Here is a 13,397-nt window from a genome sequence, read left to right on the forward strand (position 1 = left end):
TGGCCATACGGAAGGGACTCGAGACGCTACAATACCCAACCCCCACCCCCCCCCCCCCCCCCCCCCCCCCCCCCCCCCCCCCCCCCCCCCCCCCCCCCCCCCCCGCCTTCGGTACGGAAGACCGGAGCCTTACGGGTCAGTGCGCCCCGGTGCCGGTCAGGGAACGGACCTCCAGTTCGGCGTACTTCTTCACGTCCGGCTCCTCCTTGGACAGCAGCGAGCCCAGCCAGCCCAGCAGGAAGCCCAGCGGGATGGAGATCAGACCCGGGTTCTCCAGCGGGAAGAAGTGGAAGTCCACGCCGGGAAACATCGAGGTCGGCTTGCCGGAGACGACCGGCGAGAAGAGCACCAGCAGCACCGAGGAGGCCAGGCCGCCGTAGATGGACCACAGCGCGCCCTGGGTGGTGAACCGTTTCCAGAACAGGCTGTAGAGGATCGTCGGCAGGTTGGCGGAGGCCGCGACGGCGAAGGCGAGGGCCACCAGGCCCGCGACATTCAGGCCGCGCGCGAAGACGCCGAGGACGATGGCGACGGCGCCGATGCCCACGGTCGCCCAGCGGGCCGCGGCCACCTCCTCCTTCTCGGTCGCCTCGCCCCTGCGGATGACGTTGACGTACAGGTCGTGCGCGAAGGAGGAGGACGAGGCGAGGGTGAGCCCGGCGACGACGGCGAGGATGGTCGCGAAGGCCACCGCGGAGATCACCGCGAGCAGGATCGCGCCGCCGGTGGAGTCGGCGCCGCCGCCGATCTCCTGGGCGAGCAGCGGGGCGGCCGTGTTGCCCGCCTTGTTGGACGCGATGATCGTGGCGGGCTTGATCAGGGCGGCGGCGCCGAAGCCCAGTGCGATGGTCATCAGGTAGAAGACGCCGATGATGCCGATCGCCCAGTTCACGGATTTCCGGGCGGCCTTGGCCGTGGGCACGGTGTAGAAGCGGATGAGGATGTGCGGCAGGCCGGCCGTGCCCAGGACCAGCGCGATGCCCAGCGAGATGAAGTCGATCTTCGAGGTGGCGGTGACGCCGTACTTCAGGCCCGGCTCCAGGAAGGCGGCGCCCTTGCCGCTCTCCTCGGCGGCCCTGCCCAGCAGCGTGGAGATGTTGAAGTTGAACTTGAGCATCACCAGGAACGTGATGAGCAGGGTGCCCGCGATCAGCAGGACGGCCTTGACCATCTGCACCCAGGTGGTTCCCTTCATGCCGCCGATGGACACGTAGAGGATCATCACGACGCCGACCAGGACGACGACCAGGATCTTGCCGGTCTCGCTGGTGATGCCGAGCAGCAGCGTGACCAGGGCTCCCGCGCCCGCCATCTGGGCCAGCAGGTAGAAGATCGAGACGATGATCGTCGAGACGCCGGCGGCGGTGCGCACCGGGCGCTGGCGCATCCGGTACGCGAGCACGTCGCCCATGGTGAACCGGCCCGAGTTGCGCAGCGGTTCGGCCACCAGCAGCAGCGCCACGAGCCAGGCGACGAGGAAGCCGATGGAGTACAGGAAGCCGTCGTAGCCGAAGAGGGCGATGGCGCCGGCGATGCCGAGGAAGGACGCGGCGGACATGTAGTCGCCGGAGATCGCCAGGCCGTTCTGGAAGCCGCTGAACTGGCGGCCGCCCGCGTAGAAGTCCTCGGTGCCCTTGGTCTGCCGGCCGGCCCAGACGGTGATGCCCAGCGTCGCGGCGACGAAGACCGCGAACAGGGTGATGATCAGCGCCCGGTGCTCGCCCGCGCCGCCCGCGGCGAGCTGGGCCGCGCCGTCGGCGAGCCGCCCCGTACCGGTGGTGATCCGTTCGGTCGCGCTCATGCGTCACCCTCCACGCGGGACTTGATCGCCTCGGCCTTGGGGTCCAGCTTCGCGGCGGCGTGGCGGGCGTACCACCAGGCGATGACGAAGGTGGTCACGAACTGCGCGATGCCGAGCACGAAGGCGACGTTGACGTGGCCGAAGACCTTGGTGCCCATGAAGCCGCCGGCGTAGCTGGAGAGCAGCACGTACAGCAGGTACCAGAGGATGAAGGCGACGGTGAGCGGAAAGGCGAACGAACGGTGGGACCGGCGCAGTTCGCCGAACTCCCGGCTCGCCTGGACCTCGGTGAAGTCCGGCGGCCGGCGCGGCTCCGGGCCGGTGGGCGGTGGTGCGGTGCTCACGGAATCTCCTGGTGGCGTAGGGGCGGACGACGGAGCCCGGCGATAAAGGGTGCGTAAGTGATCCGGATCACGCATCGTAGAGGGGCGGCATCCGAAGTGACAGAGGTCGGTTGGTTGAATTCGGCAGGAAGCACGGGTGCCGGCCGCCACCGCGGCCGGGCCCGTTCGTTGGGCAAGGTGTGATGTCCACACCGCACACCGAGCCCCCGGGACCGGGCCGCCGCCCGTACGGAACGGTGCGGCTGGCCGCTCCCGTCACGGCGGCCCCGGCCCCCCGGCGGCCCGTACGGACGGCGCCGGGGCGCTGGTACGGCCACCGGCCGGTGCTGGCGCCGCTGAGCCTGGCGGCGCTGCGACGCCAGCCCTGAGGCCGGGCCGTACGCACCGGAACCGTGCGTACCGGTGCCGTGCATACCGGCGTCGGGGCGGCAGCGGGTCAGGTGACCCCGTGACCCGTCCGTGACCCCCGTGCCTGACGGGACGTCAATCCGCGGCTTGTGACAGGTTTTCTCCCTGATCCATTGATGTTCCGTGGTCGACACGGATAACTTCACGGGGACTTGCCGCGCGTGGGGGCCGTTCCCCCGGACGGCGGTATGCACCCGCCCCTGCGCAATCCGCGTACGGGCGGTCTCACGGATGATGTGGAGTACCCATGGCGCATCCCCGATCCAGACGGGTGCGGGCGCTTGCCGTGCCGCTCGGTCTGGCTCTGACGGCATCCCTCGGCTTCCTGCCGGCCGCGGCCACCGCCGCGTCCCAGGACGCGGCCCCGGCGGCCGCCGTCACCGCTGACGGACCGGAGCTCTCGTACGTCGTGAACGCCACGCCGGGCCACGCCTCGGTCGGCCGGGTCACGAAGGCGATCAAGGCGGCCGGCGGCAAGGTGGTCGTCGCCCACGAGAAGATAGGCGTGATCGTCGTCCATTCGGCGAATCCGCTGTTCGCGGCCACGATACGCAAGGCGCCGGGCGTGCAGTCCGCCGGCGCCACCCGTACGACACCGCTCAAGGCGTCCGCCACCACGGACGTCGGCAAGCCCCAGAAGGTCGAGAAGCTCACCGCCGACAAGGCGGCCAAGGCGGCCCGCGTGGCCAACGCCGCGGGCGACGACAAGGAGCCGCTGGAGCCGCTCCAGTGGGACATTCCCGCCATCAAGGCGGACCGGGCCGCGAAGATCGACGAGGGCAGCAAGAAGGTCACCGTCGCGGTCATCGACACCGGTGTGGACGACACCCACCCCGACCTGAAGCCCAACTTCGCCCCCAAGCAGTCGGCGAACTGCGTGGGCGGCGTGGCGGACACCTCACCCGGCGCCTGGCGCCCGTACGACCCGGCCGAGGACTACCACGGCACGCACGTCGCGGGCAGCATCGCCGCCGCGCGCAACGGTGTCGGCGTGGCCGGTGTGGCGCCGGGCGTCAAGCTCTCCGCCATCAAGGTCAGCGAGCCCACGACGAGCCTGTTCTACGCCGAGAGCGTGGTGTGCGCCTTCGTCTTCGCGGCCGACCACGGCGCCAAGGTGACGAACAACAGCTACTACGTCGACCCGTGGATGTTCAACTGCAAGGACGACCTGGACCAGGGCGCCATCGTGGACGCCGTCGGCCGGGCCGCCAAGTACGCCGAGGGCAAGGGCGTGGTGAACGTCGCCGCGGCCGGCAACTCCAACCTGGACCTGGCGGCGGCGCAGCTGACCGACACCTCCAGCCCGAACGACTCGACGCCGGTGACGCGCACCATCGACCCGAAGAAGTGCTGGGACGTGCCGACCCAGCTGCCGGGCACCGTCACGGTCGCCGCGACGGGCGTCAAGAACCTGAAGTCGTACTACTCGAACTACGGCAACGGCGTGATCGACGTGTCGGCGCCCGGCGGCGACTCCCGCCAGGTCCCGGAGCTGCCCGCCAAGAACGGCGGCATCCTGTCCACCATGCCCGGTGGTGACTACGGCTACCTCCAGGGCACCTCGATGGCCAGCCCGCACGTGGCCGGTGTCGTGGCGCTGCTGAAGAGCACCCACCCGAAGTCCAGCCCGCAGGAGATCCAGTGGCTCCTGAAGATGCAGGCCGACAACCCGGGCTGCCCGGCCGCCGACAAGACGTGCACCGGTACGCAGCACGTCAACGGCCACTTCGGTTACGGCATCGTGGACGCGCTGGACGCGGTCCAGGACTGACGCGGCCGACGGACCGGTGACGGTCCGCGGCAGGGGCCGGGCGGTGTGACCGCCCGGCCCCCACGCCGTTTCACCTGCCCAGGTAGGCGGCCAGCCGGTCCGCCCCGCCCGCCCCCTCGGGCGCGGGCCGCTCCGGGGCGAACGAACCGCCCTGCGTACGCGGTGCCGCCCCGTAGATGCCCTGGGCCGCTGCCAGCACCTCGTCGGCGACCTCCGGCGCCAGGTCCGTGGGCGCGCCGAGTGCGCGGGCCAGGTCCCAGCCGTGCGCGAGGAGTTCGACGGCGGCCTGCTGCGCGAAGAGCGCGCCGGGTGCGTCGTACGGGCCGTACGTGCCCTCCAGGATGCCGCTGCCGGTGAAGGCCGCGAGCAGGCCGTCCACCGATTCCCGGAAGGCGGCGGCGTGGTCGTCGTCCAGGTGGTCGGTGTCCGGGTCGGTGCGCGGCGCGTCCCGGGCGATCGAGGTGATCATCAGGTTTTCCCACGTCATGTGGTCGATGAGGTGCCGTACGGTCCAGTCGTCGCACGGCGTGGGCTCCGCCAGCGCTTCCTGCGGTACGGCGTCGACCAGCGCGGTGACATGCGCGGCCACCCGCTCGTACACGTACAGCGCGCGCTGCGCGTCCGGCGCGGGCGGCAGGACGAGGTCTGGGCCAGGCTCCGGATGGGCGCGCAGCGCGGCTGCGGTCCACGCGCCCGCTGCGTCCCAACGGGGCGGCTGGGGGCGGCCGGTGGCGGTGCACATCAGCTGCCAGTACCGCTCGATGTGCGGCTCGGTGGCGGCCTCCAGCTGCTTCAGCAGTCCGCGGCGCGCGCGGGCGCCGTCCCGATCGGGCGGGTCGGCCGTGCCGGCCTGGGTGGGCAGCCAGGCGGCGACCAGTTCGGCCACGACGGGTTCCGCCGCCGGGGAGTCGGCGGCGACACCGGCCGCGAGGGCCGCCTCGCCGCGCTCGCGCATCAGGTGGGCGACGCGTGCCGCGTCCTGCGCGGCCGTCGCGGACGGTACGGCGGGGGTGGTGCGGGCGCTGAATTCGGCCAGCCGCCGCAGCGCGGCCCGCACCTCGGGCCGCTGGACGTGCTCGGCCAGGTCGAGCCAGGCGCCGAGCCGGTCGGGCGCGGGGTCCTCGGGCAGGTCGGGGGTGGCGGCCAGCAGGCCGGCGCGGTAGGCGGGGGCGTCCACGCCGTCGAGGGCGTCGGTGACGAACTCCTCGATGACGCGGCGCCGTTCGGCGGCGGTCAGGCGGGCCAGTCGGTGCACGTCCGGTAGCTCCTCGGCTGCGGTCCCCCGCGCGGCCACCGCCCGCAGCACGGCGCGCCGCAGCCGCAGGGCGCGGATCTGCGCGTCCAGCGCGTCCGCCCAGTGCCGGGCGGTGTCGGCGACGGTGCGTTCGCTGCGCAGTACGGCGCGGATCTCCGCGGTGCCGATGCCGAGTTCGCGCAGGGTGCGCACGGTCTCCAGGCGGGCGGGCGCGTCGGGGCCGTACAGCCGGTAGCCCGCGGGGGTGCGGGCGGCGGGCGGCAGCAGGCCCTCGTCGGACCAGCGCCGGACCGTCTTCACCGTGACCCCGGTGAGCCGGGCCAGCGCGCCGATCGTCAGCAGGCCGCCGCCGTCCTCGTTCATGCCGTCCACTGTCGGGTCTCCCCCGGAGGGAGACTCAAGCCCCGGGACGTGCTCGCCGATCAGGGCTTGACCAGCACCTTCAGTGCGCTGCGGTCGTCCATCGCGCGGTAGCCGTCCGGGACGCCGTCGAGGTCCACCGCCAGGTCGAAGACCGGCGACGGGTCGACGGTGCCGTCCAGGACGTCCGGCAGCAGCTCGGGGATGTACGTACGGACGGGGGCGACGCCGCCGCGTACCGTGATGTTGTTCTGGAACAGCGCCCCCATGTCCAGGCCGTTGCCGCTGCCGTGCGGGACGCCGACCCAGCCGATCGCGCCGCCGGGCCGGGTGATGCCGACGGCGGTGGCCATGGACTGCTCGGTGCCGACGGCCTCGATGACGGCGTGCGCGCCCCGGCCGCCGGTCAGCTCGCGCACCGCCGCCACGGCCGCGTCGCCGCGCTCGGCGACCACGTCGGTGGCCCCGAAGGCGCGGGCGAGGTCGGTACGGGCGGTGTGCCGGCCGAGCGCGATGATCCGTTCGGCGCCCAGCCGCTGCGCGGCGAGCACACCGCACAGGCCGACCGCGCCGTCGCCGACGACCGCGACCGTCGCGCCGGGCCGCACGCCCGCGCCGACCGCCGCGTGGTGGCCGGTGCCGAGCACGTCGGAGAGCGAGAGCAGCGCGGTCAGCAGCCGGTCGTCGCCGGCCGCGTCGGCGGGCAGCTTGACGAGGGTGCCGTCGGCGTACGGGACGCGGACGGCCTCGGCCTGGCCACCGTCCGAGCCGGGCGTGCCGCCCCAGAAGCCGCCGTGTTCGCAGGAGGTCGTCAGGCCCTCGACGCAGAACTCGCACACGCCGTCGGACCAGGTGAAGGGCGCGACGACGAGGTCGCCCGGCCGGAAGCCGGACACCTCGGGGCCGGTCTCCTCGACCGTGCCGAGGAACTCGTGGCCGATCCGCTGTCCGCACTCGCGGTGGGTCTCGCCCCGGTAGGCCCACAGGTCGCTGCCGCAGATGCAGGCCCGCAGCACCCGCACCACCGCGTCCCCCGGTTCCCGGACCGCGGCGTCCGGTACCTCCTCGACGCGGATGTCACGGGGTGCGTGGATGGTGGTGGCGCGCATACGTACATTCCTTGCACTTCAGACGGTTGTACTACGCACCTCACCGTACGCCCGAGTGATACCGGCGACCCGGTCGCGTTCGCCTGCCGCGTACGTACGCCGTACGCCGTCGGCCAGCGCGTACTGGGCCGCCGCATACGTCAGCATCACCCAGAACTGGGCGGCGGGCGGCTGCTGCCAATGGGCCAGACCGGTGGCGAGCAGCGAGTCGGAGAGCAGGAAGAGCAGCCCGCCGAGCGCGGCCCGCGGCCCGAGCCGCAGGGCACCGAAGGCGGTCGCGGTGAGCAGCAGGCTGTACGCGGCGACCGGCGGCCGCAGGTCCGTGGCCAGGTCCGGCCACAGCAGGGCGACGAAGCCGAGCCAGGCGGCCGCGTAGCCGGCGGCGAGCGGTCCGCAGAGCCGGAGCCCGCCGGGGAAGGCGCCGCGCCGGGCGAAGAGCACCAGGTAGCAGACGTGTCCGGCGGCGAAGGAGCCCATGCCGACCAGGAAGAGCCCGTCGTCGCCGGTCTGCAGGAGGGTGTCGCCGCCGCAGCCGAGCAGCAGCGCGACGGCGAGCAGCCGGGGCGCGCCGGCGGCCAGCACGCAGGCGGCCAGCACCGGCATCAGCGCGGGTTTGGTCAGGTGCGCGACGGTGGTCGCGTCGGTGAGCAGGGCTCCGAGGTGGACCAGGGTCAGTGCGGCGAAAGCGCCGAGCAGGACCCGCGCGGTGCGCGCGGCGGTCGTCACGCTACGGGCTCCTTCGGGGTGGAGCCCTTCGAGGCGGAGTCCTTCGAGGCGGGCTTGGCGTTCTTGGCCGCTTTGGGCACCTTGGCGACCTTAGGCGGTTTCACCGTTTTGGGAGGCTTCACGGCTTTGGGCGCCTCGGACGCCTCGGTCCTCCCGGGGGCCTCGCCGCCCACGAGCCCCGCCGGCTGCCATCCCGGTCCCCGGAACACCCGCCCCGCCCGCTCGCTCCAACTGCCCGCGGCCCGTACGTCCCGCGCGATGGCCGCGTACTCGTGGGTGGCGACGCGCAGCGGGTTGAAGGTGTGGATGTTCTTGGTGAGGCCGTACACCGGACGTTCCGTCTCCGGGACGAACGAGCCGAACATCCGGTCCCAAATGATGAGGATGCCGCCGAAGTTGCGGTCCAGGTAGCCGCCCTGGGAGGCGTGGTGCACCCGGTGGTGGGAGGGCGTGTTCAGGACGTACTCGAAGGGCCTGGGCAGCCTGCCGACGCGCTCGGTGTGCACCCAGAACTGGTACACGAGGTTGGCTCCCGAGCAGAACGCGACCGCGGCCGGGTGCACGCCGAGCGCGATCATCGGCACGTAGAACGGCCAGACCGTCCAGGTCGTCCACGGCTGGCGCAGCGCGGTGGTGAAGTTGAACTTCTCGCTGGAGTGGTGCACCACGTGGCACGCCCACAGGACGCGGATGACGTGGTGCCCGCGGTGCGACCAGTAGTAGAAGAAGTCCTGTACGAGCAGCATCAGCGGCAGCGTCCACCACAGGACGGGCACGCGCAGCGGCGTCAGCGTGTAGACGGCCGAGTAGACGGCGACGATCGGGATCTTCCACAGCGCGTCGAAGACCAGGCTGCCCAGCCCCATGCCGACGCTCGTCGCGGCGTCCTTCGCCTCGTATCCGGCGGCGTCCTCGTCGGGATGGAGGCGGTAGCTCACCATCTCCACCACGGTCAGGACGACGAAAGCGGGCACGGACCACAGCACGACATCGGGCAGGTGCGGCATGTCGGCACCATAAAGGCGCCGACGGGGCCCTCGCTAGGGGTTGTTACCGAGAAGTATGTAAGAAGGAGTGTCAGCGACGAGTGCGCGCAGGCTCGTACACGCACAGGCCCGCACGCACACGGACTCGCACATCCCCACTCGCCCGAACCGGACCATTGCGACGTAACGCCACAGGAAGGGCCCGGCGGCAGCACGACACGGGGAGAGGACCGTGTACCGCCGCCTGACCGCGTCCCCCTTTCGGGGCCCAACCGGCGGCGGTCCGCGTGCCGTTCGCGCACGTCCGCACCGGTCCGTACGGTCACGGGCCGGGCCGGGGCGCCCGGCGGTACGGGGAGGGCGGTGGCGCTGTCAGTGGGGGCCCGTATCCTCAGTGACCATGCTCGAAGACCATATGGCAGCAGCCCGCCCGATCACCCCGGCGATCGGGCAGCAGCCGTCCCCTCCGGAGGCGGCCGCCTCCTGGCCGGCCGCGTACCCGAAGGGATACGCGGTCGTCGACGTGGAGACCACCGGCCTGGCCCGCGACGACCGGATAGTCTCCGCCGCCGTGTACCGCCTCGACACCCACGGCGAGGTCGAGGACCACTGGTACACCCTGGTCAACCCGGAGCGGGACCCGGGCCCGGTGTGGATCCACGGTCTGACGAGCGACATGCTCTCCGCCGCGCCGCTCTTCCCGGAGATCGTCCCCGAGCTGTCCGAGCGGCTGGAAGGGCGCGTCCTGGTCGCGCACAACGCGATGTTCGACTGGTCGATGATCGCCCGCGAGTACGCCCGCGCCGAGGCCGAGGCCCCCGTACGGCAGCGGCTGTGCACGATCGCGCTCTCCAAGGAGCTGCGGCTGCCACTGCCCAACCACAAGCTGGAATCCCTCGCCGCGCACTACGGCGTCACCCAGCAGCACGCCCACCACGCACTCGACGACGCCCGCGTGCTGGCCGAGGCGTTCCGCCCCAGTCTGCGGCTGGCCGCCCAGGCCAACCTGCGCCTGCCGCTGCTGGCCTGCCAGCCGCTCACGGAGTGGGCGGACGGCCCGGCGGCGCCCCGGCAGCGGACGGCCGCGTCCGCCTACCGCCCGACGACCTGGCGCCCGTCCCGCAAGCGGCCGGCCTGCCCGTACCCGAACCCGGGCCGGTACGAGCCGGGCGCCCGCCTGATGCAGGGCATGCGGGTGGCGTTCTCCGGTGACACCTCCGTCGACCGTGAGCTGCTGGAGGACCGTGCCATCGAGGCCGGCCTGCACGTGGCCACCAGCGTCTCGCGGCTGACCAGCCTGCTGGTCACCAACGATCCCGACGCGCGGACGTCCAAGACCGCCAAGGCCGCGTCCTTCGGCACGCCGGTGATCGACGAGGCGGCCTTCATGCAGCTCCTCCAGGACGTGGCCCCGGCGCCTGCGTCCGGGTGAAGCCCCACAACACGCCTCCCGCAGGCTCGCCCCACCGCCCGCCGCATGCGCACGCTGTGGCGCATGGCACGTTGTGAGGTCTGCGGAAACGAATACGGCATGACGTTCGAAGTGCACGCACAAGGCGCGGTGCACGTCTTCGACTGCTTCTCCTGCGCCATCCACCGCATGGCGCCGATCTGCGAGCACTGCCGGTGCCAGATCATCGGGCAGGGCGTGGAGGCCGCCGGGCGCTGGTTCTGCGGTGCCCACTGCGCCCGCGCGGAGGGCCAGGCGGGCATCGTCGACCGGGTCTGAGACCGACCCCGCCGCCCGGGTGCCGGATGCCTCGGTTGTACCTTCATGGGGTGTACCGCTTCCTGTTGTCCCGGCAGTGGGTGATCCTCACCCTCGTGGGCCTCGTCCTGATCCCAGTGATGATCAAGCTGGGGTTCTGGCAGTACCACCGCCACCAGCACCGGGTCGCGCAGAACCAGCTCATCGCGGGCAATCTCGCCGCCGACCCGGTACCGGTCACCGACCTGACCGCCCCCGGCCGGACGCTGCCCCGCGACGACATGTGGCGCCGGGTCACCGCCACCGGCACGTACGACACCGAGCACGAGGTCGTGGTCCGCCAGCGGACCGCCGCCGACGAGCAGACCATCGGCTACTACGTACTGACCCCGCTGGTCCTGGACCAGGGACCGCGCAAGGGCGCCGCCGTGCTGGTCAACCGCGGCTGGATCGCCGCCGGCAACGACCTCACCCGCTTCCCCGAGGTGCCCGCCGCCCCCGAGGGCAGGGTCACCGTCACCGGCCGGATGATGGCGGACGAGACCACCGAGGGCAGCGGCATCAAGGACAAGCGCGGCCTGCCCGAGCGCCAGGTCATGCTGATCAACAGCAAGCGGCAGGCCGAGGCCCTGCACCGGCCGGTCCTCGGCGGCTACATCGAGCAGACCGCCCCGAAGCCCGCCGACGGCAAGCCCGAACAGGTGCCCGAGCCGGACCACGACAGCATCGGCCCGCACATGGCCTACGCGGTCCAGTGGTGGCTGTTCGCCGCGGCCGTACCCGTCGGCTGGTTCGTCCTGGTCCGCCGGGAGCGCAAGGACCGGATCGCTGCCGCGAAGGACACCGAAACCGCGGGCGACGGCGGCGGAGACGGCGGCGCAGGCACCGACACCGCGGAATCCACCCCCTCCGGCCCCCTGAGTCGTACAGTCGCCAGCACCGACTAGGGCGTTTCTGATGGATCTCCGTGGAGGACACCGAGCGGCGTTCGGTGCTTGCGCTCGGAGTGCGGTGTGAAGGGTCATGTGGCGGAGCCACCTGTCCCTTCGCGCCGTGCGGCGAGGGTGCGTGCCGGGCGTCGCGAGGCCACGGAGATCCTTCAGAAACGCCCTAGCCGCCGGCCGTTGACGGAAGGGGCGCCGCATGCACGCACCCATCGAGGACTACGCGCTCATCGGCGACCTGCAGACCGCCGCCCTGGTCGGCCGGAACGGCTCGGTCGACTGGCTGTGCCTGCCCCACTTCGACTCCGCCGCCTGCTTCGCGGCGCTCCTCGGCGACCAGGAGAACGGGCACTGGCTGCTCGCCCCCACCGACCCCGACGCCCGGCCCGAACGCTCCTACCGCGGCGACTCCCTCGTCCTGGACACCGTCTGGCACACCGCCACCGGCTCGGTGAAGGTCACCGACTTCATGCCGCAGCGCGACCGCGCGCCCGACGTCATCCGCATCGTGGAGGGCCTGGAGGGCGACGTCCCCCTGCACGGGGTGCTGCGGCTGCGCTTCGACTACGGCCTGATCGTGCCCTGGGTGCGGCACGTCGGCCGGTGCCGGGTCGCGGTGGCCGGGCCCGACTCCGTGTGGCTGCGCACCGAGCCCGAGGTCAAGACGTACGGACAGGGGCTCAGCACCCGCTCGGACTTCGGCGTCGCCGCCGGCGAGCGGGTGGCGTTCATCCTGACCTGGCACCCCTCGCACGAGCCGCGCCCCGCCGAGATCGACCCGTACGAGGCGCTGGAGCACACCCTGGAGGACTGGCAGGCGTGGTCGGCGCACTGCCGTTATGACGGTCCGTACCGCGCGCAAGTGCTGCGCTCACTGATCACGCTCAAGGCCCTGACCTTCGCGCCCACCGGCGGCATCGTCGCGGCGCCCACCACCTCGCTGCCCGAGGAGCTGGGCGGCGTACGCAACTGGGACTACCGTTTCTGCTGGCTGCGCGACGCCACCTTGACCCTCAACTCCCTGGTCACCGCCGGATACACCGAAGAGGCCGCGGCCTGGCGCGACTGGCTGCTGCGCGCGGTGGCCGGAGCTCCCGCCGACCTCCAGATCATGTACGGCCTGGGCGGCGAGCGGCGGCTGCCGGAGACCGAACTGCCGTGGCTCGGCGGTTACGGCGGCTCCCTGCCCGTACGCATCGGCAACGCCGCCGTCGAGCAGCGGCAGCTCGACGTGTACGGCGGGGTGCTGGACTCCTTCCACATCGCGCGCGTCGCGGGCCTGCCGTCCAAGCCGCACGCCTGGAACATCCAGCGCTCGCTGCTGGACTTCCTGGAGTCCCACTGGCGCGAGCCGGACGAGGGGCTGTGGGAGGTGCGCGGGCCCCGCCGGCACTTCGTGCACTCCAAGATCATGGCGTGGGTCGCCGCGGACCGCGCCGTCAAGGCGGTCGAAGCCGACCCGGGCCTGGAGGGGGACGTCGACCGCTGGCGGGCGATGCGCGACGCGGTGCACCGCGAGGTCTGCGACAAGGGCTACGACGCCGGGCGCAACACCTTCACCCAGTCCTACGGCTCGGACCTGCTGGACGCTTCGACGCTGCTGATCCCGCGCCTGGGCTTCCTGCCCGCCGACGACCCGCGGGTGATCGGCACGGTCGATGCGGTCCGCGAGGAACTGGCACACGGCGGGCTGATACGGCGCTACAGCACCGGCACCGCCGCCGTCGACGGGCTGCCGGGCGACGAGGGCACCTTCCTGGTGTGCTCATTCTGGCTGGCCGAGGCCCTGCACCTGACCGGGCGGCGGAAGGAGGCCGGGGAACTGTTCGACCGGCTGCTCCGGCTGCCCAACGACGTGGGGCTGCTGGCCGAGGAGTACGACCCGGTCGCCGGCCGCCAGCTGGGCAACTTCCCGCAGGCGTTCAGTCACGTCGGCCTCATCGGTACCGCCTTCACCATGTTCGGGTGCGACGGGGCAGACTGAC

12 protein-coding genes are annotated in these 13,397 nt (G+C 72.3%); 6 read left to right on the plus strand and 6 right to left on the minus strand.

The window, feature by feature from the left end; all coding sequences use genetic code 11:
• Positions 1 to 136: 136 nt before the first annotated feature.
• On the minus strand, positions 137 to 1,801 hold the full coding sequence (locus ACZ4Z1_RS19975; RefSeq protein ID WP_468487921.1) for a solute symporter family protein: 1,665 nt from the start codon (positions 1,799 to 1,801) through the stop codon (positions 137 to 139).
• On the minus strand, positions 1,798 to 2,145 hold the full coding sequence (locus tag ACZ4Z1_RS19980) for a DUF485 domain-containing protein (RefSeq protein WP_468487922.1): 348 nt from the start codon (positions 2,143 to 2,145) through the stop codon (positions 1,798 to 1,800). The genes ACZ4Z1_RS19975 and ACZ4Z1_RS19980 overlap by 4 nt, the downstream gene beginning before the upstream one ends.
• A 182-nt stretch (positions 2,146 to 2,327) precedes the next feature.
• Between ACZ4Z1_RS19980 and ACZ4Z1_RS19985 the strand changes: the two genes are divergently transcribed.
• Together ACZ4Z1_RS19985 and ACZ4Z1_RS19990 are read left to right on the plus strand one after the other, a co-directional pair.
• Positions 2,328 to 2,513 carry a hypothetical protein gene (locus ACZ4Z1_RS19985; protein WP_468487923.1) on the plus strand — a complete coding sequence of 62 codons (186 nt, stop codon included), beginning with the start codon at positions 2,328 to 2,330 and terminating at the stop codon, positions 2,511 to 2,513.
• A 287-nt stretch (positions 2,514 to 2,800) separates the two neighbouring features.
• Positions 2,801 to 4,324 (plus strand): S8 family peptidase, encoded by a 1,524-nt coding sequence (locus ACZ4Z1_RS19990; RefSeq protein WP_468487924.1) that lies wholly within the window; start codon positions 2,801 to 2,803, stop codon positions 4,322 to 4,324.
• Positions 4,325 to 4,394: 70 nt separating this feature from the next.
• On the opposite strand, the gene ACZ4Z1_RS19995 is transcribed toward ACZ4Z1_RS19990, so the two are convergent.
• Genes ACZ4Z1_RS19995 through ACZ4Z1_RS20010 form a run of 4 tightly spaced genes read right to left on the minus strand, consistent with a single transcriptional unit; the run spans position 4,395 to position 8,781 of the window.
• Positions 4,395 to 5,942 carry a TIGR03086 family metal-binding protein gene (locus tag ACZ4Z1_RS19995; protein WP_468487925.1) on the minus strand — a complete coding sequence of 516 codons (1,548 nt, stop codon included), beginning with the start codon at positions 5,940 to 5,942 and terminating at the stop codon, positions 4,395 to 4,397.
• Between the two features lie 59 nt (positions 5,943 to 6,001).
• Positions 6,002 to 7,048 carry a zinc-dependent alcohol dehydrogenase family protein gene (locus ACZ4Z1_RS20000; RefSeq protein WP_468487926.1) on the minus strand — a complete coding sequence of 349 codons (1,047 nt, stop codon included), beginning with the start codon at positions 7,046 to 7,048 and terminating at the stop codon, positions 6,002 to 6,004.
• A gap of 18 nt (positions 7,049 to 7,066) precedes the next feature.
• Positions 7,067 to 7,774, minus strand: coding sequence for a lysoplasmalogenase (locus ACZ4Z1_RS20005; protein WP_468487927.1), 708 nt, complete (start codon positions 7,772 to 7,774; stop codon positions 7,067 to 7,069).
• Entirely contained in the window at positions 7,771 to 8,781 is a 1,011-nt protein-coding gene (locus tag ACZ4Z1_RS20010; RefSeq protein ID WP_468487928.1) for a sterol desaturase family protein, read from the minus strand. Before ACZ4Z1_RS20010 ends, ACZ4Z1_RS20005 begins: the two co-directional genes overlap by 4 nt.
• A 379-nt stretch (positions 8,782 to 9,160) precedes the next feature.
• Between ACZ4Z1_RS20010 and ACZ4Z1_RS20015 the strand changes: the two genes are divergently transcribed.
• The 4 genes from ACZ4Z1_RS20015 to ACZ4Z1_RS20030 all read left to right on the plus strand — a co-directional run bounded on the left by ACZ4Z1_RS20015 (position 9,161) and on the right by ACZ4Z1_RS20030 (position 13,396).
• A complete protein-coding gene (locus ACZ4Z1_RS20015) occupies positions 9,161 to 10,192 on the plus strand; it encodes a DEDDh family exonuclease (protein WP_468487929.1) in 1,032 nt (343 codons plus the stop codon).
• 63 nt (positions 10,193 to 10,255) lie between these two features.
• Positions 10,256 to 10,489: a hypothetical protein gene (locus tag ACZ4Z1_RS20020; protein WP_063726112.1), complete on the plus strand. Its 234-nt coding sequence runs from the start codon at positions 10,256 to 10,258 to the stop codon at positions 10,487 to 10,489.
• Between the two features lie 50 nt (positions 10,490 to 10,539).
• A complete protein-coding gene (locus ACZ4Z1_RS20025) occupies positions 10,540 to 11,415 on the plus strand; it encodes an SURF1 family cytochrome oxidase biogenesis protein (RefSeq protein ID WP_468487930.1) in 876 nt (291 codons plus the stop codon).
• A gap of 196 nt (positions 11,416 to 11,611) precedes the next feature.
• The gene (locus ACZ4Z1_RS20030; protein ID WP_468487931.1) at positions 11,612 to 13,396 is read left to right on the plus strand and encodes a glycoside hydrolase family 15 protein; all 1,785 of its coding nucleotides are present in this window, start codon (positions 11,612 to 11,614) and stop codon (positions 13,394 to 13,396) included.
• The last annotated feature ends 1 nt before the right edge of the window (position 13,397 follow it).

It is taken from the genome of Streptomyces sp. NPDC030165, from assembly GCF_055573595.1.

Coding starts and splice junctions, on each gene's coding strand:
- ACZ4Z1_RS20000 (WP_468487926.1), bottom strand. CDS start 7,048: ATGCGCGCCACCACCATCCACGCACCCCGTGACATCCGCGTCGAGGAG.
- ACZ4Z1_RS20020 (WP_063726112.1), top strand. CDS start 10,256: ATGGCACGTTGTGAGGTCTGCGGAAACGAATACGGCATGACGTTCGAA.
- ACZ4Z1_RS20015 (WP_468487929.1), top strand. CDS start 9,161: ATGCTCGAAGACCATATGGCAGCAGCCCGCCCGATCACCCCGGCGATC.
- ACZ4Z1_RS19985 (WP_468487923.1), top strand. CDS start 2,328: ATGTCCACACCGCACACCGAGCCCCCGGGACCGGGCCGCCGCCCGTAC.
- ACZ4Z1_RS19995 (WP_468487925.1), bottom strand. CDS start 5,942: ATGAACGAGGACGGCGGCGGCCTGCTGACGATCGGCGCGCTGGCCCGG.
- ACZ4Z1_RS19990 (WP_468487924.1), top strand. CDS start 2,801: ATGGCGCATCCCCGATCCAGACGGGTGCGGGCGCTTGCCGTGCCGCTC.
- ACZ4Z1_RS20030 (WP_468487931.1), top strand. CDS start 11,612: ATGCACGCACCCATCGAGGACTACGCGCTCATCGGCGACCTGCAGACC.
- ACZ4Z1_RS20010 (WP_468487928.1), bottom strand. CDS start 8,781: ATGCCGCACCTGCCCGATGTCGTGCTGTGGTCCGTGCCCGCTTTCGTC.
- ACZ4Z1_RS19975 (WP_468487921.1), bottom strand. CDS start 1,801: ATGAGCGCGACCGAACGGATCACCACCGGTACGGGGCGGCTCGCCGAC.